Source organism: Amycolatopsis sp. NPDC104775 (genome assembly GCF_055583325.1).
The window spans coordinates 300260-319848 of sequence record NZ_JBVJOE010000005.1; the positions used below are offsets into that span (position 1 = coordinate 300260).

The window sequence follows — 19589 nt, forward strand, 5'->3', positions numbered from 1 at the left end:
GCCGCGCCGGGGAGGGGATGGGGGGGGGATGGGGGGGGGGGAAACAGAAAGCCCCCCCCCCCCCCCCCCCCCCCCCCCCCCCCCCCCGCGTTTTTGGCTTCGTATCGGGGTGCGGGGGGTGTGGGTGCCTTGGGGGAGTTGGGTGCGTGGGTTGCGGGTTGGTGGGTGGGGCGCGGGGGTTGGGAGTTTGGCGGGGGATGGGGTCGCGGGTGGCGGTGGGGTGGTGGGTTTGCGCCTCGATGTGGCATTGGGTGCGTGGGACGCGTCGAATGGGGTATTGGGTGTAATGCGGGAGTCGGTTGCGAGGGGGCGCTGAAAAAAATCGGATTCCGGAAGGTTCTTCCGCTGGGCTCTGGACCGGACTGGTGGTTTTGTCTACGCTTGGAGAATGACTTCCGCGTTTCCGGTTACTCGCACGCTTTCTTCGCGGCCTGTCACGGGGCCTCCCGTTGTGCTGATTCATGGGTTCGCGTCGTCGGCGACGTCGGATTGGCCCGCGGAGTACTGGGCTGATCCGCTCGCGGCCGCGGGGCGGGAGACGATCGTGGTGCATTTGCCGGGACATCCGGGCGGGTCCAAGATCGCGGACGCTTCGGAGGTTACTGCGACGGTGGTGGTCGACGCGCTGGCGGAATGCGCGGGGGCGGAAGAGGTCGATGTCGTCGGGTATTCGCTGGGGGCGCGGCTGGCGTGGGATCTCGCGTCGCATCCGAAGGCGTCGGTGCGGCGGTTGGTGCTGGGCGGGTTGAGTCCGCGGGAGCCGTTCGCGGAGGTGGATCTCGGGGCGGCTCGGGCGGCTGTCCACGGTGGACCGTCGCCGGATGATCCGTTGACCGGGGCGATCGCGGCGATGGCGGCGGCGGGGGACGCGGAGTCGCTGCTGAATCTGGTCGAGGGGCTGGCTCGCGAGCCGTTCGACCCGGGGGCTGGGGTGCCGCGGGTGCCGACGTTGTTTCTCGCGGGGCGGCAGGACTTCATGGCACACGGGATCGAGCAGCTGGTGGCGCGGGTGCCGGGGGCACGGTTGCGGCAGGTCGCGGGGGATCATCGAGGTGCGCTGGTGGGAGTCGAGCTGCGGGAGGCGGTGTTCGACTTCCTCGGGGCCGCCGTCGTCTGAGCGGGCCGAAATGGCCGTGGCGGCGCAGTCGTGCCAGCCTGGAGCGCATGACGACACCGGCTCAGCTCCGCAGAACCGCCCTGTCCTACCCGGAGACGGCCGAGCTGGACGTTGACGGCACGGTCGCGTTCACGGTGCAGGGCAAGGAGTTCGCTGCCCTGCGCCCGGACCGGCAGGTCGTGCTCCGGATGACACCGTCTGATGTGGACGAACTGCGCGCCGCCCATCCGAGCGCGCGGCGGGTCGCCCGGGCGGGGGCTCGGCTGCCGATCGAGGACCTCAACGGGCAGCAGCTCAACCACTGGGTGCGCCGAGCCTGGCTGGCTCGCGCGCCCAAGAAGCTGGCGGCTCCGGTGGCCGCTGCGGGGACCGCGGTGGCCGGGGAGGTCGGGGACTTGCCCAAGGCGATCGGGAGCCCGGCGACCCGCGCGTTGCACGGTGCTGGGATCACGACGCTTGCGCAGATTGCCGAATGGACTGACGCGGAGTTGCTGGCGTTGCATGGCGTTGGTCCGAAGGCGGTGCGGCTGCTTCGGGAAGCACAGGGTTGAGCGGCGTTATGTCAGCGAGGCGGGTGCTACAGCGCCGCCTTGCGCTGGCCCGGATAAAGGGGATGCTGCGCCAGGGCGAGGACCAGATCGTGCCGGAACGCGTCGTCGCGGAACATCGTGCTGTCGGGCGCTGCTCAGCGAAATCCGGTGTGGCCAGCGTTCCGACGGCATCGGGCCTATGCGCCGAGGCCGAGCGCTCGGCAGTCGTGGGGCTCGTCGACCGCAAGCCGGTATCCGGGCACCAGCCGGGCATAGCCGGGTGCGAACTCCACCCAGACCGAGCCGGGGCGCAGATCCGGCATGCGGTCGGCGACAATCCCCGCCATGCCGTCGAATTGACCACCGCGCACCCGGACGTGCAGGCCGACGGGGAATCCGCCAGGACGGGCGGGATCGGGCTCTGAAGTGCGGCGAACCATGTCGTCCTCCTCCCCGGGGGAAGCCGCTTGCTTCAACGGCGCCGTCTGCGATCGATGCCGAAGCGGTGGCAGCGGAGGGGCCGAGAGGGGGAGGGGAAGAGCGCCCCGTGCCGCCGCCACCGTTCGATGCGAGAGCGTCGCTGCCGATTCGTCGGGGTGGCCCGCGCCGGCTCTCACACTTCGCATCCTTCTTCTTGCGGTCGTCGGACAGCAGGGCGGAACGTCGTCGCTGTGGAGGACGAAGGGCAGCGCCGGGGAGGGAGGTTCGGCCCGCGGGACAGGGGGTCGGGTTCGGGAGGCGGGCCGTTCGCTCTGCTAGCGTTGCCGTGGTGGGGCAGAAAACCCGAGGTCAGGTGTCCGAGGCGCGGTCGAGGCTGCTGGCGACCGCCACGCGGATCTTCTACGCCGAAGGCCTGCACGCGGTGGGAGTCGACCGGATCGTGGCGGAGGCGAAGGTCACCCGGGCCACGCTGTACCGGCATTTCCCCGGCAAGGAAGACCTCGTCGTCGCCTATCTGCAAGGCGTCTCCGAGATGGAACGCGACGGGATCGGCGAAATCCTCGACGGCAACCCGCCCGCGGCCGACGCCCTGCGCGCCATCGCCGAATTGATCGCCGAAAGCATCCAGTCGGCGCACTTCCGCGGTTGCGCGTTCCTCAACGCCGCGGCGGAATACCCGGATCCCGGACATCCCGTGCACCAAGCTGTTCTGGCGCACCGCGAATGGTTCCTCCGCACGGTCACGGACTTGCTCGCCCAGGTCGGAGAGACTCCGCCGGAACCCGCGGCGCGGCATTTCGTCCTGCTGCGCGACGGGGCGATGGCGTCGGGGTGCCTGACGGACCCGGTTCAGGTCGGCGACACGTTCCTCCAGGGCGTCGACGGCATCCTGCGGTTCCGCCTCGGCTCCGCACAGAGCCCGTAACACTTCCGAAAGACCGGTTGGCGTTGACGCTGCCCGGTGACAGCCGACAAGCTCATAGGAAGAACGAACGTTCTATCTCGTTGAGCTTTCGGAAGGATCATCATGACCACTGTCGACTCGCCCGCCGGAACCGCGATCCCGTTGCGGCGGCTGTATTTCGTGCGGTTCGCCTTCGCGCTCGCCTGGGCCGCGCTGCTGGTTCTCACGTCGAAGTCGCACGTCGGCCCGGTCGGCGTCGTCCTAGTCGTCGTGTACCCGCTGTTCGACGTGGCCGCCGCGGTCGTGGACGTGCGTTCGTCCCGTGCCGCTGGGCTGTACGTGAACATCGCGATCAGCCTGCTGGCGGGAATCGGCCTCGCGGTCGCCAGCGCGTCCGGCGTACCAGCGGTGCTGCGGGTGTGGGGCGCTTGGGCCGTGGTGGCCGGTCTCGTCCAGCTGATCGTGGCGATCGGCAGGCGCGGGCTGGGCGGCCAGTGGCCGATGATCCTCAGCGGTGGTATTTCCGTCCTGGCCGGGGTGAATTTCATTCTCAGCGCCGGTGCGCCGAACCCGTCGCTGACCGCCGTGGCCGGATACGCGGTGCTGGGCGGGATTTTCTTCCTGGTTTCGGCCTTCCGGCTCAAGCGAGCGTGAGGAAGAGCTTCTCCAGCTGTTCCTCGGTCATGGCGGCCTCGTTGCCTTCGCTGTCGCCGGAAACGCAGTCGCGCAGGCCGCTGGCGATGATCTTGAACCCGGCCCGGTCGAGGGCGCGCGAGACGGCGGCGAGCTGGGTGACCACGTCCTTGCAGTCGCGGCCTTCGTCGATCATCGCGATGACCCCGGCGAGCTGGCCCTGCGCGCGGCGGAGCCGGTTGCGGACCTGGGTGACGGTGTCCTGGTCGCCGATCATGGTGTCTTCTCCCTGGCTGTTCGGTGAAATCCACGATACCCCGGCGGGTATGCGGTCAGGAGCGGTTCCGGCGCCACGGCCACGAGCGCGCCGGACGTGGTTCGGCGGGGTGCCCGGGGCACCACTGGCCGGCGGGGACGGTCGCTTTGACCTGGTCGACGTGCCGGCCGCAGCCGGCCCAGGTGGTTTTGCCGCAGGAACGGCACGAAACGGGACGGCACATGGTCATCCTTCCGGCATCGTGGGTGCGCCAGCGCGCGGGCGGCGGAATTCGGAGAATGCCGGGACCGCGGCGGCGGCGCGGAGAGCGTCGAGCAAAGCACGGCCTTCGTCCGGGGCGGGCAATTCGGTGAGCACCGGGCCGAAGAAGGCGCGGCCGTCGAATTCGATGATCGGGCTGCCGCCGGTTTCCCCGAGTGCGTCCTGGCTCGCCTGGTGCGCTCGTTGTACGGCCGGGTCGGCTTCGGCGGAATTCGCTTGGGCCGCAAGGTCTTCCGGCAACTCGGCGGCACGCAGGGCCGCCCGGAGAAGTGCACTGTCCAGCGGCTGCCGCTGTTCGTGGACGCGGCGGCCGAGTGCGACGTGGAACCGCGCGGCAGCGGCCGGGTCTTCGATGGCGGCGCGGACCCGGCCCGCGTGCAGCGAGTCCTCGATCCGCTGGCGGTGCGCCTCCGGGACAGTTTTTCCCGCATTGAGCACAGCAAGGCTCATCTGCCGCACGGTGAATTCCGCGCCGGTGTCGGCGAGCCAGCGGTACGCGAGCCAGGCGAACGGGCAAACCGGGTCCCCGTAAAGCACTACTTCGGTCATGTCAGCTCCCGGTCGAGGGCGTCGAGTGCGGATTCGAGCCGCTCGGCGGCTTCCGCGGCGACCTCGGCGACGCCTGCCTCCGGCGCGACCTCGGCCATGACGGCGGGGTTGATCGCCTCGACGATCGTGCCCTCGGCGCCGTTTTCGCGGACTACGACGTTGCAGGGCAACAGCAATCCGATCTCGCGGGTCGCCGTCAGCGCGCGGTGGGCGAGCGGGGGATTGCACGCGCCCAGGATGGTGTAGCGCTCCATCCGCTCGGCCAGCTTCTCGCGCATGGTCGCCTGCACGTCGATCTCGGTCAGCACTCCGAAACCGGCGCTGGCGAGCGCGGTGCGCGTCTTGGCCAGCACGTCGTCGAAACCCGCTTCTGGGTAGGTACGGGACAAACCGAGCTTCATGTCTGCTCCTTTCGTCTCGTCCCACGATACCCCCGGGGGCATAGATTATGCCCCCGGGGGTATCGGGAGAACGCTGCGCGGAGTAGTGCCCTGGGTGCGTTCGAGGTGAATGTTCGTTGCGGTGAAACGGATCGAGGCGTTCGGGCGGTGCGTTCACGGGTCGCCGTTGGCCCTCGGCGATCAGCCCGCTAGCTCGGATCGGCGAGCGGCAGGGTCAGAGTCAGCAGTGCCCCTCCGCCGGGGTTGTTCCCGGCGGAGACGTGGCCGCCGTGCCGGTCGGCTATTTCGCTGACCAGTGCCAGCCCGATGCCGTAGTGGCGGCGCCGCGCGGGCGCGGAGCCGGCACGGCTGGAGGAGAACCGCTCGAACAGCCCGGGAAGGACGTCCGGGTCGATGCCGGGGCCGTCGTCGGAAACCTCGACGACGGCGGTGGTCCCGGCCCGCCTGGTCGTGATGGCGACCGACGAACGGGCGTGGGTGACGGCGTTGTCGACCAACGCGGTCACCGCGCGGAGGAGACCGCCGTGGGTGCCGCGCACGAGCAGCGCCGGGACCGTCGGGCGCGCCTCGATGACGACCGAGCGTTCGGCCGCGGCCGGGGTCCCGGCGGCGGCCGCCCGGGCGGCGAGTTCCACGAGGTCGAGCGTCGCGGTGAGCCCGTCCGCGCGGACGTCGGCGGCCAGCAGGAGATCTTCGAGAATGTCGGTGAGGTGCCCGGCGTCCGCGACGACTCCGTCGATCTCGGCGGTCAGCCGTTCCCGGGAGTCGCCGCGCCGCAGGTGCCGGCGCAGCACCTGGGCGCGGGTGGACAGCAGGGTCAGCGGAGTGCGGAGTTCGTGGCTGGCGTCGGCGACGAACCGCCGCTGCATGCCCAGCGCGGTGGCCAGCGGCGCGACGGCGCGCCGGCCGAACCACACGCCCGCGCCCACGGCCAGCACCAGCCCCAGACCGCCGCTGAAGAGCATGGCGGCGAGCAGCCGCTCGCGTTCTTCGTGGTTCGCCCGCAGGTCCAGTGCCGCTTGCACGGTCTGCGTGCCGCGCTGCTGGGTGTAGACCTGGAAGGCCGCCCCGCCGCCGCGGACCTCGTCGGTTCGCGCGGTTCCGGTTTTCGCGACGTCCGCCAGCGCCGCGCGATCGGGCAGGACGGCGGGTGCGTCGGGGGTCGCGGTCAGGCCGCCGGGCCCCTGGATGGCGAGCCAGACCCCGGCGGGCGGATCCTGCACGTCGTCGGCCTGCGAGACGGCTTGCTGCAGCAGCGTGGTCACGCCGGTCTGCTGACTTCGCAGCACCATGAGCACCGCCAGGCCCGACAACAGCACGACGATCGCCGCGACGGACAGCCCGACCTGCAGGCCCAGCCGCCAGGTCGCGCGTCGCAGCAGCCTCGCTTCGGTCGAAGGCGGCGTCCGGCTCACGGGGCGCCCAGTTGGTATCCGCGTCCGTGGACCGTCGCGATCACGGTCCGTCCGAGCTTTCTGCGCAGGTACGACACGTAGGTGTCGACGACTGCCTCGCTGTCCGCCTCGGGGAAGGCCAGCCCGAGCAGATCGCGCCGGGTGAAGACCCGGGAGGGCCGTCCCGCGAGCGTCGCCAGCAGCGCGCATTCCCGTTCGGACAGCCGGACCGGCTCGCCCGCGCCCGCCCCGGGGCCGGGCTCCACCTGCCGGGTGTCCAGGTTCAGCCGCAGCGCCCCGACCGGCAGCACCCGCGCGACGTCGAGGTGCCTGCGGCGCAGGGCGCGCACCCTGGCGAGCAGTTCGTCCACGTCGAACGGTTTGGGCAGATAGTCCTCGGCTCCGGCGTCCAGGCCCGCGACCCGGTCGGCGGGGTTGCCGAGCGCGGAAAGCACCAGCACCGGCGTCGTGACGCCCTTGCCGCGCAGCCGGGCGAGCACGTCGAGGCCGTCGAGCGCGGGCAGGCCCCGGTCCAGGATCACCACGTCGTACTGCCGCACCAAGCCGAGGTGCAGGCCGCGATGCCCGTCCGCGGCGGTTTCGACCTCGTAGCCCTCTTCGGACAGCAGTTCGGTGAGGAGACCGGCCAGTTCGGCGTTGTCCTCGACCAGCAAGACCCGGCCGGAGCCGCGGCGCGCAGTGTCCATCCCGCAATCGTGCCTGCCCGGACCGCGCGCGGCATCCGCGGCCCGGTTTCCCAGATTTTCCCCAGGACTTCCGCCGACACTGGCAGCAGCCCTCCCGGCCAGAAGGAGACCCGCGTGAATCACCGGCACCGCATCCGGGCCCGCGCCCGCGGACGTCGCAGCGTCGAGGTGGCGACGTGGTCCGCGGGCTTGGGCGGTCTGGTGCTGGCCACGGTCTTCGGCGTGACGCTCGCCCGGGAAGCCACCGCGGACCCCAGTGCTCCGGCTCCCGCCGAGACCTCGCCCGCCACCTCCTCGACGTCCACAGCGCCGGAAACGTCCGCCGAGAACCCCGCGCCGCCAGCCATCCGTCCGCCCGCGCAGGCACCGGTGACCGGCCGGCGGCACCATGCCGCCGCGCGCTCGGGCGGCTCATGACCACGACCGCCGGACCGCTCGCGAGCACCAGGTTCCGCGCCCTGGGCACTACCGCCGAACTCGTGGTCACCGACCCGGACCGGCTGCCTGCCGCGACTGAGGCGCTTCAAGCCGAACTGCGGGCTGTCGACGAGGCGTGCAGCCGGTTTCGCGACGATTCGGAGATCGCCGAACTGCACCGGCACGCCGGGTGTCCCGTGCGGGTCAGCGGGTTGCTGGCCGAAGCGTTGCAGGTCGCCTTGCACGCTGCCGAGGCGACCGAGGGGCTGGTCGATCCGACGGTCGGGAAGGCCGTGTGCGATCTCGGCTACGACCGGGATTTCGCTGCGATCGCCCGCGATCTCGCGACCCCGGCCGAACCCGCGGGCGCGGCTCCGGGCTGGTGGCGGATCACCGCGGACTGGTCCCGGGGCGAGGTCGTCGTGCCTCGCGGGGTGATGCTGGATCTGGGCGCTACCGCGAAAGCGTGGGCGGCCGACCGGGCCAGCGCCGCGATCGCGCGGGCACTCGGCTGCGGCGTGCTGGTCGGGCTCGGCGGTGACGTCGCTGTCTCGGGTCCCGCTCCGGCCGGGGGCTGGGAGGTGGCGGTCGGCGACGATCACGCCGCCGTCGACCCCCGCCGCGATCCGGTGATCGCCGTGCAGAGCGGCGGAGTGGCCACGTCCAGCACGGCGTGCCGCACCTGGCAGCGCGCCGGGCGGACTCTGCACCACATTGTCGATCCGCGCACCGGCGACGTCCCGGATTCCCACTGGCGGACCGTGACCGTCGCCGCGGCCACCTGCGCGGACGCCAACACGGCCAGCACCGCGGCCGTAGTGCTCGGCGGGCAAGCGCCGGCGTGGCTGGCGGAACGCCGACTGCCCGCTCGCCTGGTCGCCCGGGACGGACAGGTCGTCCGGGTCGCCGGCTGGCCGGACCCGACGGAGGCTCCGGCGTGAACGCGTTGTGGTACGTGAGCCGCGCGACCGGATTGGCCGCGCTGGTGTTGTTCACCGCTGTGGTGATTCTCGGCGCGATCTCCAGCGCCCGGCTCGCGTCCCCGAGGTGGCCGAGATTCGCCGTCGCCGCCTTCCACCGGAATCTGTCCCTGGTCACGCTGGCCTTCTTGGCCGTGCACATCGCGGCGGCGATCATCGACACCTACGCGGGCATCCGGTGGATCAGTGTGGTGGTCCCGTTCGTCTCGGCCTACCACCCGCTGTCGCTGGGCATCGGGGCGGTGGCGTTCGATCTGCTTGTCGCGGTGGTGGTTTCGAGCCTGCTGCGCCCGCGAATCAACGCCAGGGCTTGGAAAGCCATTCACTGGGCGGCCTACCTCTCCTGGCCGGCGGCCGTGGTGCACGGCTACGCGATCGGTGGCGCCGATTCCCGGCTGACCTGGGTCCGGGTGCTGCTGATCGCCTGCGTGCTCGCCGCCGCGGCGGCCGTGGGATGGCGCGCGACAGTGCGGCATCCCGACACCGAGGCCCGGCGCGGAACCCTGGGAGGCTTGTGATGACCACCGCTCGGATTCCGCAGGCAGCCAGCGGTCCGCTGCCTCCACCGGATCCGTCCCGTCCGCGTCGCCTCCTCGCGGGCTGGCTGGAAGCGCGGCACTCCGCCGGATTCGCCGAGCACACCGCTCGGTACGGTCCGCTGCCCGTCGAGCGCTACGCGGGACGGAACGGCCGGGCCAGGCTGTTGTCCACAGTGGACGAGTCGGGCCTGCGCGGGCGCGGCGGGGCGGGTTTCCCGACCGGCCGCAAACTGCGTGCCGTCGCTCGCGGCCGCCGCCCGGTCGTCGTAGCCAATGGCTGCGAGGGCGAACCGGCGAGCGGCAAGGACCGCGCCCTGCTCACCGTCGCGCCGCACCTCGTCCTCGACGGAGCCGTACTGGCCGCGATGGCGGTCGACGCGACGGAGATCATCCTGTGCGTGCACCGCGACGACCCGATCGCGGGTTCCGTGGCCACGGCACTGGCCGGGCGGCCGAGCGGAGAGGTCCCGCTGCGCCTGGCGCGGGTGCCCGGCCGATATGTGGCGAGCGAGGAGTCCGCGCTCGTCAACTTCATCGAGACCGGCGACGCCCGGCCGACCGCGAAACCGCCCCGCCCCTCCGAACGCGGCGTGCACGGGCGGCCGACCCTGGTCGACAACGTCGAAACTCTTGCCCATCTCGCCCTGATCGCCCGTTTCGGCCCGGAGTGGTTCCGCGGCTGCGGCACGCGGGAATCACCCGGAACCACGCTGGTCACGGCCGGGGGCGCAGTCGTCCGGCCGGGGGTGTACGAAACCGCGCTCGGCAGTCCGGTCGCGGAGGTGCTCGACCAGGCGGGCGGCCCGGCCGGGGACCCGCAAGCGATCCTGTTCGGCGGATATGGCGGCACCTGGCTGCCCGCGCCTGCCGCGGCAGGCACCCGACTGTCCCATGAGGACCTTCACGCGGCGGGCGCGTCGCTCGGCGTGGCCTCGCTGACCGTGTTGCCCGCGCGCGCCTGCGGTCTCGCCGAAACCGCCCGGGTGCTGCGCTACCTGGCGGGCGAGTCCGCGCGGCAATGCGGTCCGTGCATGCTCGGTCTTCCCGCCATCGCCGACGATTTCACCTCTCTGGTGCTCGGCGGCCGGGCGGCGGCCCACGCCGGGCAACGGCTCCGGACCCGGCTCTCGATCATCCCCGGGCGAGGCGCGTGCGCCCATCCCGACGGCGCCGTCCGGCTGGCCGCGAGCGCGCTGCGGTGTTTCGCCTACGACCTGCGAGCCCACCTCGCCGGGCGTCCGTGCGCCTGGGCGGCGCACCCCACGCTGCCCCTGCCGGGATGGAACGACCGAAGCGGCGAGTGGACGTGACCATGGCCGAACGACGCTCCCGGCGGGTGCGGGTCGACCCGATCGCCTGCCGCGCCCACGGAATCTGCGCCGAACTGCTGCCCGAGCTGATCGATCTCGACGAGTGGGGCTACCCCGTCCTCGCCGATCGACCGGTGCCGGGCCCGGTGCTGCCGGACGCGCGCCGGGCCGTCGCCGCGTGCCCGACCCTGGCGCTGCGGCTGACCGGCGAGGGCCGATGATCTGTCCGGTGCGCGCTGGGCCGCGCGAGGCCACAGTGCACCCGCTTTCCCCCGAATTGCGAAACCCCACCACATTAAGGACATCATGACGACCGTGAACGGCCTGCCGGCCCACATCCTGCTCGTGCACGCGATTGTCGTGCTGCTGCCGTTGAGCGCGCTGCTGCTGGTGCTGAGCAGCGTCTGGCCGAAAGCACGCGGCAAGCTCGCCGGCCCGAACGCCGTGCTGGCCGTGCTCGTGGTGATCTTGGTTCCGATCACCACGGACGCCGGGGAATGGCTCGAGCGGCGAGTCCCGCGGACGCAGCTGCTGCGCGACCACACCGAACTGGGCGACACCGCGCTCTGGGTCGCGATCCCGATCGCCGTGCTCGCGCTGGTGGTGTGGTGGCGTCAGCGCGAAAACACCATGCTGGCGGGCACATCCGACGCTGGGGCCGCGGAGGAGAACGCCGCGGTCGCCACCGCCGCGCGCCGCAAGACTTACCTCGCGCCCGCGTCGACGAAGGTCACGACAGCGATCGCAGTGGTCGCGATCCTCGCCGCCGGTGCGACCCTTTACGACGTCTACCGCATCGGCGATTCCGGCGCGCAAGCCTCGTGGCAGGGGAAGTTCAGCGAGAACGCCGCCCCGCGCGGAACCCGTTGACGAGCGGTCGGCGGGGTTCGGTGCGCCCTGAACCCCGCCGACCGAGGCGTGCTTCCGAACGGCGCGTCGATCTTCTCCGCAGATCCGAAGCCGGGCATGATGAAAGCCGAGCCGAGGGATTCCCGCGGCGGAGGGAGCAGGCGCGATGAGCGATCACCCGGCAGTGTCCTCGATCGACGCGGTAGCCGCGGAACTGCTGGCCGAGGCGAGCGCGCACGGATCACGGCGGGCCGCGCGGACGCTGGTGTCCGGAACCTCGCAGCGGGCGACGCTGATCGCGCTGGGGGAGGGAGCCGAGCTGGCCGAGCACGACTCGCCGCCCGCGGCCACGCTCCAGGTCGTCGCCGGCACGGTGCGGCTGCACACCCAGGACACGGAATGGACGCTTGAACGCGGGCAGCTGGCCGTCATCCCGCCGGAACGCCATGGGCTGCAGGCGCTGCGAGACGCGGTGGTGCTGCTGACCGTCGCGCTGCGGTAACCGGCCCTCCTTGGTCGCTTTCGCCGGTGACCGAAGACCCTAACCGGGCCCGCGCGCCGCTTCGAGACTGGAGCGGTGAGCAAGCACATCGTGATTCTCGGCGGCGGAACGGGAGGCACCCTGGCCGCGAACCGGCTGCGGCGCGGGTTGGGCGAGCAGGCCCGGATCACCGTGGTGGACCGCGACGACGACCACGTGTACCAGCCGGGCCTGTTGTTCGTGCCGTTCGGGCTCGCCCAGCCGGAGGACCTCATCCGGTCCCGGCCGGCGCAGCTGCACCGGGGAATCGAGTACCACCGGAGCGCGGTGGACCACGTCGACGCCGACATCTCGCGGGTCCGTCTCACGGACGGCACGACGCTGTCCTACGACGCGCTCGTCATCGCGACCGGCGCCCGGCTCGTGCCCGAGGAGACCGAAGGACTCACCGGCCCGGGCTGGCGGGAAACGGTGCACACCTTCTACGACTACGCCGGGGCGATGGCGCTCGCGTCCGCGCTCGACGACTTCACCGGCGGGCACCTCGTGGTGAACGTGATCGACCTGCCGATCAAATGCCCGGTCGCCCCGCTGGAATTCTGCTTCCTCGCCGACTGGTACTTCACCGAGCAGGAAATCCGCGACGAAGTGCGGATCACTTACGTCACGCCGCTCGACTCCGCGTTCACCAAGCCGGTGGCGGCCAAGACGCTCGCCGGCCTGCTGGAGGAAAAGGGCATCGAGCTGGTGACCGAGTTCAACACCGGCGAGGTCGACGGCGAGGGCGGGCGGCTGGTCTCCTACGACGGCCGCGAGGTCCCGTTCGATCTCGCCGTGGTGGTGCCGATGCACAGCGGGGCGTCCTATGTGGACCGTTCGCCCGGGCTGGGCGACGAGTTCGGGTTCGTTTCCGTCGATCCGCACACGCTGCAGTCCACGGCTTACCCCAACATCTTCGCGCTCGGCGACGCCGCCGGGGTGCCGGCGTCCAAGGCCGGCTCGGTCACCCACTTCGAGGGTGCGGTGCTGGCCCGCAACGTCGCGCGGTACCTCGCCGGCCGTCCGCTCGACCCCGGATTCGACGGGCACACCAACTGCTTCATCGAGAGCGGTTTCCACAAGGCGATGCTCATCGACTTCAACTACGACACCGAGCCGCTGCCCGGTCATTTCCCGGCGGCGGCCGGGCTTCCGCTGCTGCGCGAGTCGCGGCTGAACCATCTCGGCAAGCTGATGTTCTCCTGGTTCTACTGGCACAGCCTGCTGCCCGGCCGGGAAATTCCCGGCGTCTCCGCCGAAATGCCCCGTGCGGGCAAGGAATTCCCGGCGACGGCGGACCACCGAGAACGCTGACCGGAAAGGACGCTCATGCCCACCGCGACCTACGCGGGCACCGAGGTGCCTGTCAACGACGAGGGCTTCTTCACCGACCCGGCCTCCTGGACCGAACGGATGGCTCCGGAGATCGCCCGCGAATCCGGCATCGACCCGCTGACCGACGAGCACTGGAAGGTCATCGGGTTCATGCGGCGGGAGTACGCGGAGAAGGGCACCGGCCCGACGGTGCGGGCGCTCGGGCGCACGTCCGGCGTCCCGATCAAGGACCTGTACCGGCTTTTCCCGCAGGGCCCGGCCAAACTGGCCGCGAAAATCGCCGGAATCCCGAAACCGCGCGGGTGCATCTGAGAGGAACCGGCATGATCGAAAAAGTTTCCATCATCATTTCCAAAGGCTCGCTGGAAGCGATCTACCCCGGCCTGATCATGGCCAACGGGGCGCGCGCCGAAGGCATCGAAGCCGATTTGTTCTTCACCTTTTTCGGCCTGGACGCCGTGCACAAGGCCCGGCACGACCACATCAAGCTGGCCACCGTCGGCAATCCGGGCCTGCACCTGGCCACCTGGGCGGGCGGTCTGCCCGGCGTCTCGTCGGTGCTGACGCAGTATCTCGAGCGGAAAATGGAGAAGCTCGACATCCCGGCCATCCCGGAATTCCTCGAAATGATCTCCGACACCGGGGCCGGACTGTACGCGTGCAAGGCCTCGGTCGATCTGTTCGGCCTCGAAAAGGACGATCTGATCGACCAGGTGCGGGACATCATCACCGTCGGCGAATTCTACGGGAAAGCGGCGGGCGGGCAGATCATCTTCACCTGAGCGCCCCCGACGATCAGGGAGGGAAACCATGCACTCTCGTCCCCGGCTCGGCGAACTGGGCCTCGGCACCGGCAAGAAAGCCCGGCTGCACCGGATCCTGCACGACCACGGACTGCGCAACGGGACGGCGTTCTTCCTGCCGTACGACCAAGGGCTGGAACACGGCCCGCGAGACTTCTTCGCCAACCCCGGCGCGGCCGATCCGCGCTACATCGTCCGGCTCGCCCTCGAAGGCGGATTCAACGGGATCGTCCTCCAGATCGGTCTCGCGGAGAAGTTCTACTGGGACTACGCCGGCGAGGTCCCGCTGGTGCTGAAACTCAACGGCAAGACGGAAATCCCGTCCGACGCGGCGGCGCTGTCGCCGGTGCACGCGACCGTGGAGGACGCGGTCCGGCTCGGCGCGGACGCGGTCGGGTACACGCTCTATGTCGGAACTCCGGTGCAGGACCAGGATTTCGAGCAGTACCGGAAGGTGCGGGCGGACGCGCACCGGCTCGGGATGCCGTTGATCGTCTGGGCCTACCCGCGCGGTTCGGCGATCGAAGCCAAGGGCGGGCGGGATTCGTTCTACGCCGTCGACTACGCCGCCCGCACCGCCGCGGAACTCGGCGCGGACGTGGTCAAGGTGAACTATCCGCATCCGGAGAAGACCGAAGGCGTTCCGTCGTCCTACACCGGGCGGTTTTCGGTGCAGGAAGCGATGGACGCGGTCGTGCGTTCGGCGGGCCGGACGCTGCTGCTGGTGTCCGGCGGCGGCAAAGCCGGGGACGAGGCGATGCTCGACAAGGCTCGCTCGGCGATGGAGGCCGGGGCGACCGGCCTGATCTTCGGGCGCAACGTCTGGCAGCGCGAGCACGCCGAATCCCTGCGGTTCGTGGCCGAACTGCGCGACATCCTCGCCAAGCATCCGGCCGAGTGAGGAGGGATCGCGTGTTCGAGGTCCGGATCCACGGCAGGGGCGGACAGGGCGCGGTGACCGCGGCGGAGCTGCTGTCGATCGCGGCGTTCGCCGAGGGCAGGCACGCACAGGCCTTCCCGAGTTTCGGGTCGGAGCGCACCGGCGCGCCGGTCGTCGCGTTCTGCCGGATCGGCGACGTGCCGATCCGCTCGCGCGAACCGGTGGTGCGTCCGGACGCGCTGGTGGTCCAGGACGCGACGCTGGTGCATCAAGTGCGCTTGTTCGACGGGCTGCGCCCGGACGGGTATCTGCTGCTGAATTCCGCCCGCCCGCTGGAAGAACTGGGACTCGGCGACCTCGCCGGGCGGCTGCGTCCGGACCGGATCGCGGTGGTTCCGGCGACCGAGATCGCACTGGCCCGCCTCGGCCTGCCGAAGCCGAACGCGGCACTGCTGGGCGGGCTCGCCGCGCTGACCGGCGCGGTCGGCCTCGGCTCGGTGCTGACGGCGATCCGCGGCAGATTCCCGGGCGCGGCGGCCGAAGGCAACGCGGCCGCGGCACAGGCCGCTTACCGCGCGGTCCATTCCGGACGGGAGGAGCTGATCAGTGCGCCGCCAGATTGAGGGGTCCCGCGCGGTCGCCGAGGCGGTCGCCGCGGCCCGGCCGGAAGTCGTCTGCGCCTACCCGATCTCCCCGCAGACCCACATCGTCGAAGCGCTCGCCGAGCTGGTGAAGTCGCGGCAGCTCGAACCGTGCGAGTTCGTGAACGTGGAGTCGGAGTTCGCCGCGATGTCGGTCGCCATCGGCGCGTCCGCCGCCGGAGCCCGCGCCTACACCGCGACCGCGAGCCAAGGCCTGCTGTACATGACCGAAGCCGTCTACAACGCGGCCGGACTGGGCCTGCCGATCGTGATGACCGTGGCCAACCGGGCGATCGGCGCGCCGATCAACATCTGGAACGACCACAGCGACAGCATGGCGCTGCGCGGCTCCGGCTGGATCCAGCTGTACGCGGAAACGAACCAGGAGGCGGCGGACCTGCACGTGCAGGCGTTCCGGATCGCCGAGGAGCTGTCCACCCCGGTGATGGTGTGCATGGACGGATTCGTGCTGACCCACGCCTGGGAGGAGGTCGACGTCCCCGGCCAGGCGGAGGTCGGCCGGTTCGTGCCGCCGTACGTTCCCCGGCAGTCGGTCGATCCGGACGCCCCGGCGTCGATCGGCGCGATGGTCGGCCCGGAAGCGTTCACCGAGGTGCGTTACCTCGCGCACGCCCGGCAGCTCGGCGCGCTCGATCTGATCCCGGACATCGCGGACCGCTTCGCGGAGGCGTTCGGCCGGGCCTCGGGCGGGCTGCTGCGGCGCTATCGCACCGAGGACGCGGAGACCGTGGTGGTCGCGCTGGGTTCGGTGCTGGGCACGGTCAAGGACGCGGTCGACGAACTGCGGTCGGCGGGAACCCGGATCGGCGTGGTCGGTCTCACCTGTTATCGGCCGTTCCCGGCGGCGCACGTGGCCGCGGCTCTTGGGCACGCGCGCCGGGTGATCGTGCTGGAGAAGGCGTTCGAACCGGGTGCGGGCGGGATCGTTTCCGCCGACGTGCGCGCGGCGCTGCCCCCGGACGGGCCGGAAGCAGTGACTGTTGTGGCCGGGCTCGGCGGACGCGCGATCACGAAGGCGTCGCTGGCCCGGGTGTTCGTGGCGGAAGGCCTGCCTGCTCTGACGTTCCTTGATCTCGACCGTGCGCTGATCGAGCGGGAACTGGAGCGGCTCGCGGCGAGCCGCCGTTCGGGTCCGACCGCGGAGAACCTCTTGCGCGACCTCGGCGCGGTCGCCTCGCGGATGTGAGGAGGGAGCGGCCATGGCCGTCCAGCCGATCAAGTTCTACCAAACCGGCAGCTTCGCGGTGGGCAACCGGCTGCTGCCGATCGAGGACCGCAGCGTCCAGGCTGACCCGGGGCGCAGCGATTCGCTCGACTCGGGACACCGGGCGTGCCAGGGCTGCGGCGAGGCGCTCGGGGCCCGCTATGTGCTCGACGCCGCGATGGCGGCGACCGGAGGCCGGATCGTCGCGGTCAACGCGACCGGGTGCCTCGAGGTGTTCTCGACGCCGTATCCGGAAACGTCCTGGCGGATCCCGTGGCTGCATTCGCTGTTCGGCAACGCGCCCGCGGTGGCGACCGGGGTGGCGGCGGCGATGAAGGCGAAGGGCCGCCGTGACGTCCGGGTAGTCGGGCAGGGTGGCGACGGCGGCACCGTCGACATCGGATTCGCTTGCCTGTCCGGAATGTTCGAGCGCAACGACGACGTGCTGTACGTCTGCTACGACAACGAGGCCTACATGAACACCGGCGTGCAACGCTCCGGCGCCACTCCGCCCGCCGCCCGGACCGCGACGACCCCGGCGGTCGGACCGGAACCCGGGGCGGAGTTCGGCAAGGGCAAGAACGTGCCGATGATCGCGATGGCGCACGAGATCCCTTACGTGGCCACGGCGACCGTCGCGAACCTGCGCGACCTGGAGGCGAAAGTCCGGCGGGCGATGGATTTCCGCGGCGCGCGGTATCTGCACGTGCTCGTCCCGTGCCCGCTCGGCTGGGGCAGCGCGTCGCGCGACACGATCCGGCTGGCCCGGCTGGCCGCGGAAAGCGGGCTGTTCCCGGTCTTCGAGGCCGAGGGCGGCGAGGTGACGGCGGTCGCGAAGATCCGCCGCCGGGTGCCGGTGGAGGACTACCTGCGGCCGCAGAAGCGGTACGCGCACCTGTTCGGAGAGACGCCCCGGCCCGACGTCGTCGCGGAGATCCAGGCGATCGCCGACCGCAACGTCCGCCGGTTCGGCCTGCTCGGAGGCGAGTGAAGTGGAACCGGAGAAACCGTTCGCGATCACGCTCGACGCCGGCTCCAGCCGGGCCAATCACACCGGGGCCTGGCGCAGCGAGCGGCCGGTCTACGTCGACCTGCTGCCGCCGTGCAACCGCTCCTGTCCGTCCGGGCAGGACATCCGCGGCTGGCTCTGGCACGCGGAATCCGGCGGATACGAACAAGCGTGGCGCGCCGTCATGGCGGACAACCCGTTCCCGGCGGTGCTCGGCCGGATCTGCTACCGGCCGTGCGAAACCGCGTGCAACCGCGGCCAGCTCGACGAAGCGGTCGGGATCAACTCGGTCGAGCGGTTCCTCGGCGACGAGGGCATCCGGCGGGGCTGGACGATCCCGCTTCCGGACGGGGAGAGCGGACGCCGGGTGCTCGTGGTCGGCGCCGGGCCGGCCGGGCTGTCCGCGGCTTTTCACCTGCGGTTGCGGGGACACGCGGTGACCGTCCGGGACGCGGAGGCCGAGCCCGGCGGGATGCTGCGCTACGGCGTCCCGCGCTACCGGTTGCCCCGGGACGTCCTGGACGCCGAAATCCGGCGCGTACTCGATCTCGGCGTGACGTTCGAACCGCGCAGCCGGGTGACCGATGTCCGCGCCGCCAAGGAAGACGGCGGATTCGACGCGGTGTTCCTCGCCTTGGGCGCGCACGTCGGCCGTCGAGCCGACCTGCCGGCCGGGGACTCGGCGCGCATCCTCGACGCGGTGTCGCTCCTGCACGGCCTCGAAGAAGGCGAACGGCCGATGCTGGGCCGCCGGGTCGCTGTCTACGGCGGTGGCAACACCGCGCTGGACGCCGCGCGCACGGCCCGCCGGCTCGGCGCCACCGACGCCGTGGTGGTGTATCGGCGCACCCGGGACCGCATGCCAGCACACGATTCGGAGGTCGTGGAAGCCGAGGAGGAGGGTGTGCGGATGCGGTGGCTGTCAACCATCGCGCACGTCGACCGCGGCGGCGTCACCGTCGAGCGGATGGAACTGGACGACACCGGTTTCCCCCGGCCCACCGGGGAATTCGAGGAACTGGCCGCGGACACCGTAGTGCTCGCGCTCGGCCAGGAATCGGATTTGTCCCTTGTGGACGGCGTGCCGGGAATCGAACGCACGCACGGCGCCGTCCAGGTCGGCCGGGACCAGGAAACCGGCTGCCCCGGAGTATTCGCCGGGGGAGACATGGCACCGTCCGAACACACTGCCACCGCGGCGATCGGTCAGGGCGCCCGGGCGGCGCGGGCCATCGACGCGTGGCTGCGCGGCACTGTTCCGGCCGCTCCCACGCCTCGCCGCGACGCCGATTTCGACGTGCTGAACACCTGGTACTACAGCGACGCCGAAGCGAGCGTGCGGCCCCAGCTGGAAGCGGCGCGGCGGACTTCGACCTTCGACGAGGTGACCGGCGGGCTGGACCGGTCCACGGCGCTGTACGAGGCCCGTCGCTGCCTTTCCTGCGGCAGTTGTTTCCAGTGCGACAACTGTTTCGGAGTCTGCCCGGACAACGCGGTGCTCAAGCTCGACCCCGGTTACGAGATCGACCTGGACTTCTGCAAGGGGTGCGGGCTGTGCGCGCAGGAATGCCCGTGCGGCGCGATCGAAATGGTGCCCGAGGAAACCTGATCACGAACTGGCAGAGGAGGCGGGCGATGCACCGGAACCTGGCGGGTGGACGTTTTCCTGAGCGAGGACGAGAACCGCACGCACGCGATCGCCCGGCTGCGCACTGAGGCGGGAGAACCGGCCGGTGCACGGGCGTTGAGCGCGCTCGCGCACCGGCTGCTCGACACCGTGGTGGATGACATCGAGGGGGTGACCCACCGCCCGGCGCGGCTGGACGGCTGAAACCGCCAGGCCGAACACGTGCGGCTCACTCAGCGA

The 19589-nt window shown here is 71.1% G+C and carries 26 protein-coding genes; 20 read left to right on the forward strand and 6 right to left on the reverse strand.

The genetic code is table 11. The features are described from left to right. Positions 1-388: 388 nt before the first annotated feature. Together ACZ63D_RS24005 and ACZ63D_RS24010 are read left to right on the forward strand one after the other, a co-directional pair. The gene (locus tag ACZ63D_RS24005; RefSeq protein ID WP_465356572.1) at positions 389-1117 is read left to right on the forward strand and encodes an alpha/beta fold hydrolase; all 729 of its coding nucleotides are present in this window, start codon (positions 389-391) and stop codon (positions 1115-1117) included. Between the two features lie 47 nt (positions 1118-1164). Beyond that, positions 1165-1668: a hypothetical protein gene (locus ACZ63D_RS24010; RefSeq protein WP_465356573.1), complete on the forward strand. Its 504-nt coding sequence runs from the start codon at positions 1165-1167 to the stop codon at positions 1666-1668. Positions 1669-1844: 176 nt separating this feature from the next. Here the strand turns inward: ACZ63D_RS24010 and ACZ63D_RS24015 are convergent, their stop codons facing one another. Beyond that, on the reverse strand, positions 1845-2087 hold the full coding sequence (locus ACZ63D_RS24015) for a hypothetical protein (RefSeq protein ID WP_465356574.1): 243 nt from the start codon (positions 2085-2087) through the stop codon (positions 1845-1847). Positions 2088-2440: 353 nt separating this feature from the next. Here ACZ63D_RS24015 and ACZ63D_RS24020 point away from each other — a divergent pair, with 353 nt between their 5' ends. Then, entirely contained in the window at positions 2441-3013 is a 573-nt protein-coding gene (locus tag ACZ63D_RS24020) for a TetR/AcrR family transcriptional regulator (RefSeq protein WP_465356995.1), read from the forward strand. A gap of 102 nt (positions 3014-3115) precedes the next feature. Then, positions 3116-3646 (forward strand): hypothetical protein, encoded by a 531-nt coding sequence (locus ACZ63D_RS24025; protein WP_465356575.1) that lies wholly within the window; start codon positions 3116-3118, stop codon positions 3644-3646. On the opposite strand, the gene ACZ63D_RS24030 is transcribed toward ACZ63D_RS24025, so the two are convergent. The 5 genes from ACZ63D_RS24030 to ACZ63D_RS24050 form a co-directional block, all read right to left on the reverse strand. Beyond that, positions 3633-3902 (reverse strand): metal-sensitive transcriptional regulator, encoded by a 270-nt coding sequence (locus tag ACZ63D_RS24030; protein WP_451989392.1) that lies wholly within the window; start codon positions 3900-3902, stop codon positions 3633-3635. The genes ACZ63D_RS24025 and ACZ63D_RS24030 overlap by 14 nt on opposite strands. A 225-nt stretch (positions 3903-4127) precedes the next feature. Beyond that, positions 4128-4712, reverse strand: coding sequence for a mycothiol-dependent nitroreductase Rv2466c family protein (locus ACZ63D_RS24035; protein WP_465356576.1), 585 nt, complete (start codon positions 4710-4712; stop codon positions 4128-4130). Next, positions 4709-5113 (reverse strand): DUF302 domain-containing protein, encoded by a 405-nt coding sequence (locus ACZ63D_RS24040; protein WP_465356577.1) that lies wholly within the window; start codon positions 5111-5113, stop codon positions 4709-4711. Before ACZ63D_RS24040 ends, ACZ63D_RS24035 begins: the two co-directional genes overlap by 4 nt. A 188-nt stretch (positions 5114-5301) precedes the next feature. Beyond that, the gene (locus ACZ63D_RS24045; protein ID WP_465356578.1) at positions 5302-6528 is read right to left on the reverse strand and encodes a sensor histidine kinase; all 1227 of its coding nucleotides are present in this window, start codon (positions 6526-6528) and stop codon (positions 5302-5304) included. Next, complete coding sequence (locus tag ACZ63D_RS24050) at positions 6525-7214, reverse strand: response regulator transcription factor (RefSeq protein WP_465356579.1); 690 nt, start codon at positions 7212-7214, stop codon at positions 6525-6527. Before ACZ63D_RS24050 ends, ACZ63D_RS24045 begins: the two co-directional genes overlap by 4 nt. A 114-nt stretch (positions 7215-7328) precedes the next feature. Here ACZ63D_RS24050 and ACZ63D_RS24055 point away from each other — a divergent pair, with 114 nt between their 5' ends. The 16 genes from ACZ63D_RS24055 to ACZ63D_RS24130 all read left to right on the forward strand — a co-directional run bounded on the left by ACZ63D_RS24055 (position 7329) and on the right by ACZ63D_RS24130 (position 19553). Next, positions 7329-7631, forward strand: coding sequence for a hypothetical protein (locus ACZ63D_RS24055; RefSeq protein ID WP_465356580.1), 303 nt, complete (start codon positions 7329-7331; stop codon positions 7629-7631). Beyond that, the gene (locus tag ACZ63D_RS24060) at positions 7628-8572 is read left to right on the forward strand and encodes an FAD:protein FMN transferase (protein WP_465356581.1); all 945 of its coding nucleotides are present in this window, start codon (positions 7628-7630) and stop codon (positions 8570-8572) included. Before ACZ63D_RS24055 ends, ACZ63D_RS24060 begins: the two co-directional genes overlap by 4 nt. Further along, complete coding sequence (locus ACZ63D_RS24065) at positions 8569-9129, forward strand: ferric reductase-like transmembrane domain-containing protein (protein WP_465356582.1); 561 nt, start codon at positions 8569-8571, stop codon at positions 9127-9129. Before ACZ63D_RS24060 ends, ACZ63D_RS24065 begins: the two co-directional genes overlap by 4 nt. After that, positions 9129-10460, forward strand: a complete 1332-nt coding sequence (locus ACZ63D_RS24070; protein ID WP_465356583.1) for an NADH-ubiquinone oxidoreductase-F iron-sulfur binding region domain-containing protein — start codon at positions 9129-9131, stop codon at positions 10458-10460. The genes ACZ63D_RS24065 and ACZ63D_RS24070 overlap by 1 nt, the downstream gene beginning before the upstream one ends. Positions 10461-10462: 2 nt before the next feature. Continuing rightward, entirely contained in the window at positions 10463-10681 is a 219-nt protein-coding gene (locus ACZ63D_RS24075) for a ferredoxin (protein ID WP_465356584.1), read from the forward strand. Positions 10682-10766: 85 nt separating this feature from the next. After that, positions 10767-11330: a DUF2231 domain-containing protein gene (locus ACZ63D_RS24080; protein ID WP_465356585.1), complete on the forward strand. Its 564-nt coding sequence runs from the start codon at positions 10767-10769 to the stop codon at positions 11328-11330. A gap of 145 nt (positions 11331-11475) precedes the next feature. Next, positions 11476-11811, forward strand: coding sequence for a cupin domain-containing protein (locus ACZ63D_RS24085; protein ID WP_465356586.1), 336 nt, complete (start codon positions 11476-11478; stop codon positions 11809-11811). 75 nt (positions 11812-11886) lie between these two features. After that, the gene (gene sqr / locus ACZ63D_RS24090) at positions 11887-13143 is read left to right on the forward strand and encodes a type III sulfide quinone reductase, selenoprotein subtype (RefSeq protein ID WP_465356587.1); all 1257 of its coding nucleotides are present in this window, start codon (positions 11887-11889) and stop codon (positions 13141-13143) included. Positions 13144-13158: 15 nt separating this feature from the next. Further along, a complete protein-coding gene (locus tag ACZ63D_RS24095; RefSeq protein ID WP_465356588.1) occupies positions 13159-13476 on the forward strand; it encodes a TusE/DsrC/DsvC family sulfur relay protein in 318 nt (105 codons plus the stop codon). 11 nt (positions 13477-13487) lie between these two features. Then, positions 13488-13946 carry a DsrE/DsrF/DrsH-like family protein gene (locus ACZ63D_RS24100; RefSeq protein WP_465356589.1) on the forward strand — a complete coding sequence of 153 codons (459 nt, stop codon included), beginning with the start codon at positions 13488-13490 and terminating at the stop codon, positions 13944-13946. Between the two features lie 28 nt (positions 13947-13974). Further along, positions 13975-14868: a class I fructose-bisphosphate aldolase gene (locus ACZ63D_RS24105; RefSeq protein WP_465356590.1), complete on the forward strand. Its 894-nt coding sequence runs from the start codon at positions 13975-13977 to the stop codon at positions 14866-14868. 11 nt (positions 14869-14879) lie between these two features. Further along, positions 14880-15470, forward strand: coding sequence for a 2-oxoacid:acceptor oxidoreductase family protein (locus tag ACZ63D_RS24110; protein ID WP_465356591.1), 591 nt, complete (start codon positions 14880-14882; stop codon positions 15468-15470). After that, positions 15454-16695 (forward strand): transketolase C-terminal domain-containing protein, encoded by a 1242-nt coding sequence (locus ACZ63D_RS24115; protein ID WP_465356592.1) that lies wholly within the window; start codon positions 15454-15456, stop codon positions 16693-16695. The genes ACZ63D_RS24110 and ACZ63D_RS24115 overlap by 17 nt, the downstream gene beginning before the upstream one ends. A gap of 13 nt (positions 16696-16708) precedes the next feature. Next, positions 16709-17704, forward strand: coding sequence for a thiamine pyrophosphate-dependent enzyme (locus ACZ63D_RS24120; protein WP_465356593.1), 996 nt, complete (start codon positions 16709-16711; stop codon positions 17702-17704). Position 17705: 1 nt separating this feature from the next. Further along, the gene (locus ACZ63D_RS24125; RefSeq protein ID WP_465356594.1) at positions 17706-19331 is read left to right on the forward strand and encodes an NAD(P)-binding protein; all 1626 of its coding nucleotides are present in this window, start codon (positions 17706-17708) and stop codon (positions 19329-19331) included. Between the two features lie 45 nt (positions 19332-19376). Further along, complete coding sequence (locus ACZ63D_RS24130) at positions 19377-19553, forward strand: dsRBD fold-containing protein (RefSeq protein ID WP_465356595.1); 177 nt, start codon at positions 19377-19379, stop codon at positions 19551-19553. Positions 19554-19589: the final 36 nt, after the last annotated feature.

Excerpts from the sequence above, each read along its gene's own strand:
- ACZ63D_RS24085 (WP_465356586.1), top strand. The coding sequence starts at position 11,476 with ATGAGCGATCACCCGGCAGTGTCCTCGATCGACGCGGTAGCCGCGGAA.
- ACZ63D_RS24100 (WP_465356589.1), top strand. The coding sequence starts at position 13,488 with ATGATCGAAAAAGTTTCCATCATCATTTCCAAAGGCTCGCTGGAAGCG.
- ACZ63D_RS24035 (WP_465356576.1), bottom strand. The coding sequence starts at position 4,712 with ATGACCGAAGTAGTGCTTTACGGGGACCCGGTTTGCCCGTTCGCCTGG.
- ACZ63D_RS24010 (WP_465356573.1), top strand. The coding sequence starts at position 1,165 with ATGACGACACCGGCTCAGCTCCGCAGAACCGCCCTGTCCTACCCGGAG.
- ACZ63D_RS24095 (WP_465356588.1), top strand. The coding sequence starts at position 13,159 with ATGCCCACCGCGACCTACGCGGGCACCGAGGTGCCTGTCAACGACGAG.
- ACZ63D_RS24070 (WP_465356583.1), top strand. The coding sequence starts at position 9,129 with ATGACCACCGCTCGGATTCCGCAGGCAGCCAGCGGTCCGCTGCCTCCA.
- ACZ63D_RS24025 (WP_465356575.1), top strand. The coding sequence starts at position 3,116 with ATGACCACTGTCGACTCGCCCGCCGGAACCGCGATCCCGTTGCGGCGG.
- ACZ63D_RS24050 (WP_465356579.1), bottom strand. The coding sequence starts at position 7,214 with ATGGACACTGCGCGCCGCGGCTCCGGCCGGGTCTTGCTGGTCGAGGAC.
- ACZ63D_RS24060 (WP_465356581.1), top strand. The coding sequence starts at position 7,628 with ATGACCACGACCGCCGGACCGCTCGCGAGCACCAGGTTCCGCGCCCTG.
- ACZ63D_RS24120 (WP_465356593.1), top strand. The coding sequence starts at position 16,709 with ATGGCCGTCCAGCCGATCAAGTTCTACCAAACCGGCAGCTTCGCGGTG.
- ACZ63D_RS24030 (WP_451989392.1), bottom strand. The coding sequence starts at position 3,902 with ATGATCGGCGACCAGGACACCGTCACCCAGGTCCGCAACCGGCTCCGC.
- ACZ63D_RS24080 (WP_465356585.1), top strand. The coding sequence starts at position 10,767 with ATGACGACCGTGAACGGCCTGCCGGCCCACATCCTGCTCGTGCACGCG.
- ACZ63D_RS24075 (WP_465356584.1), top strand. The coding sequence starts at position 10,463 with ATGGCCGAACGACGCTCCCGGCGGGTGCGGGTCGACCCGATCGCCTGC.
- ACZ63D_RS24005 (WP_465356572.1), top strand. The coding sequence starts at position 389 with ATGACTTCCGCGTTTCCGGTTACTCGCACGCTTTCTTCGCGGCCTGTC.
- ACZ63D_RS24015 (WP_465356574.1), bottom strand. The coding sequence starts at position 2,087 with ATGGTTCGCCGCACTTCAGAGCCCGATCCCGCCCGTCCTGGCGGATTC.
- ACZ63D_RS24040 (WP_465356577.1), bottom strand. The coding sequence starts at position 5,113 with ATGAAGCTCGGTTTGTCCCGTACCTACCCAGAAGCGGGTTTCGACGAC.
- ACZ63D_RS24105 (WP_465356590.1), top strand. The coding sequence starts at position 13,975 with ATGCACTCTCGTCCCCGGCTCGGCGAACTGGGCCTCGGCACCGGCAAG.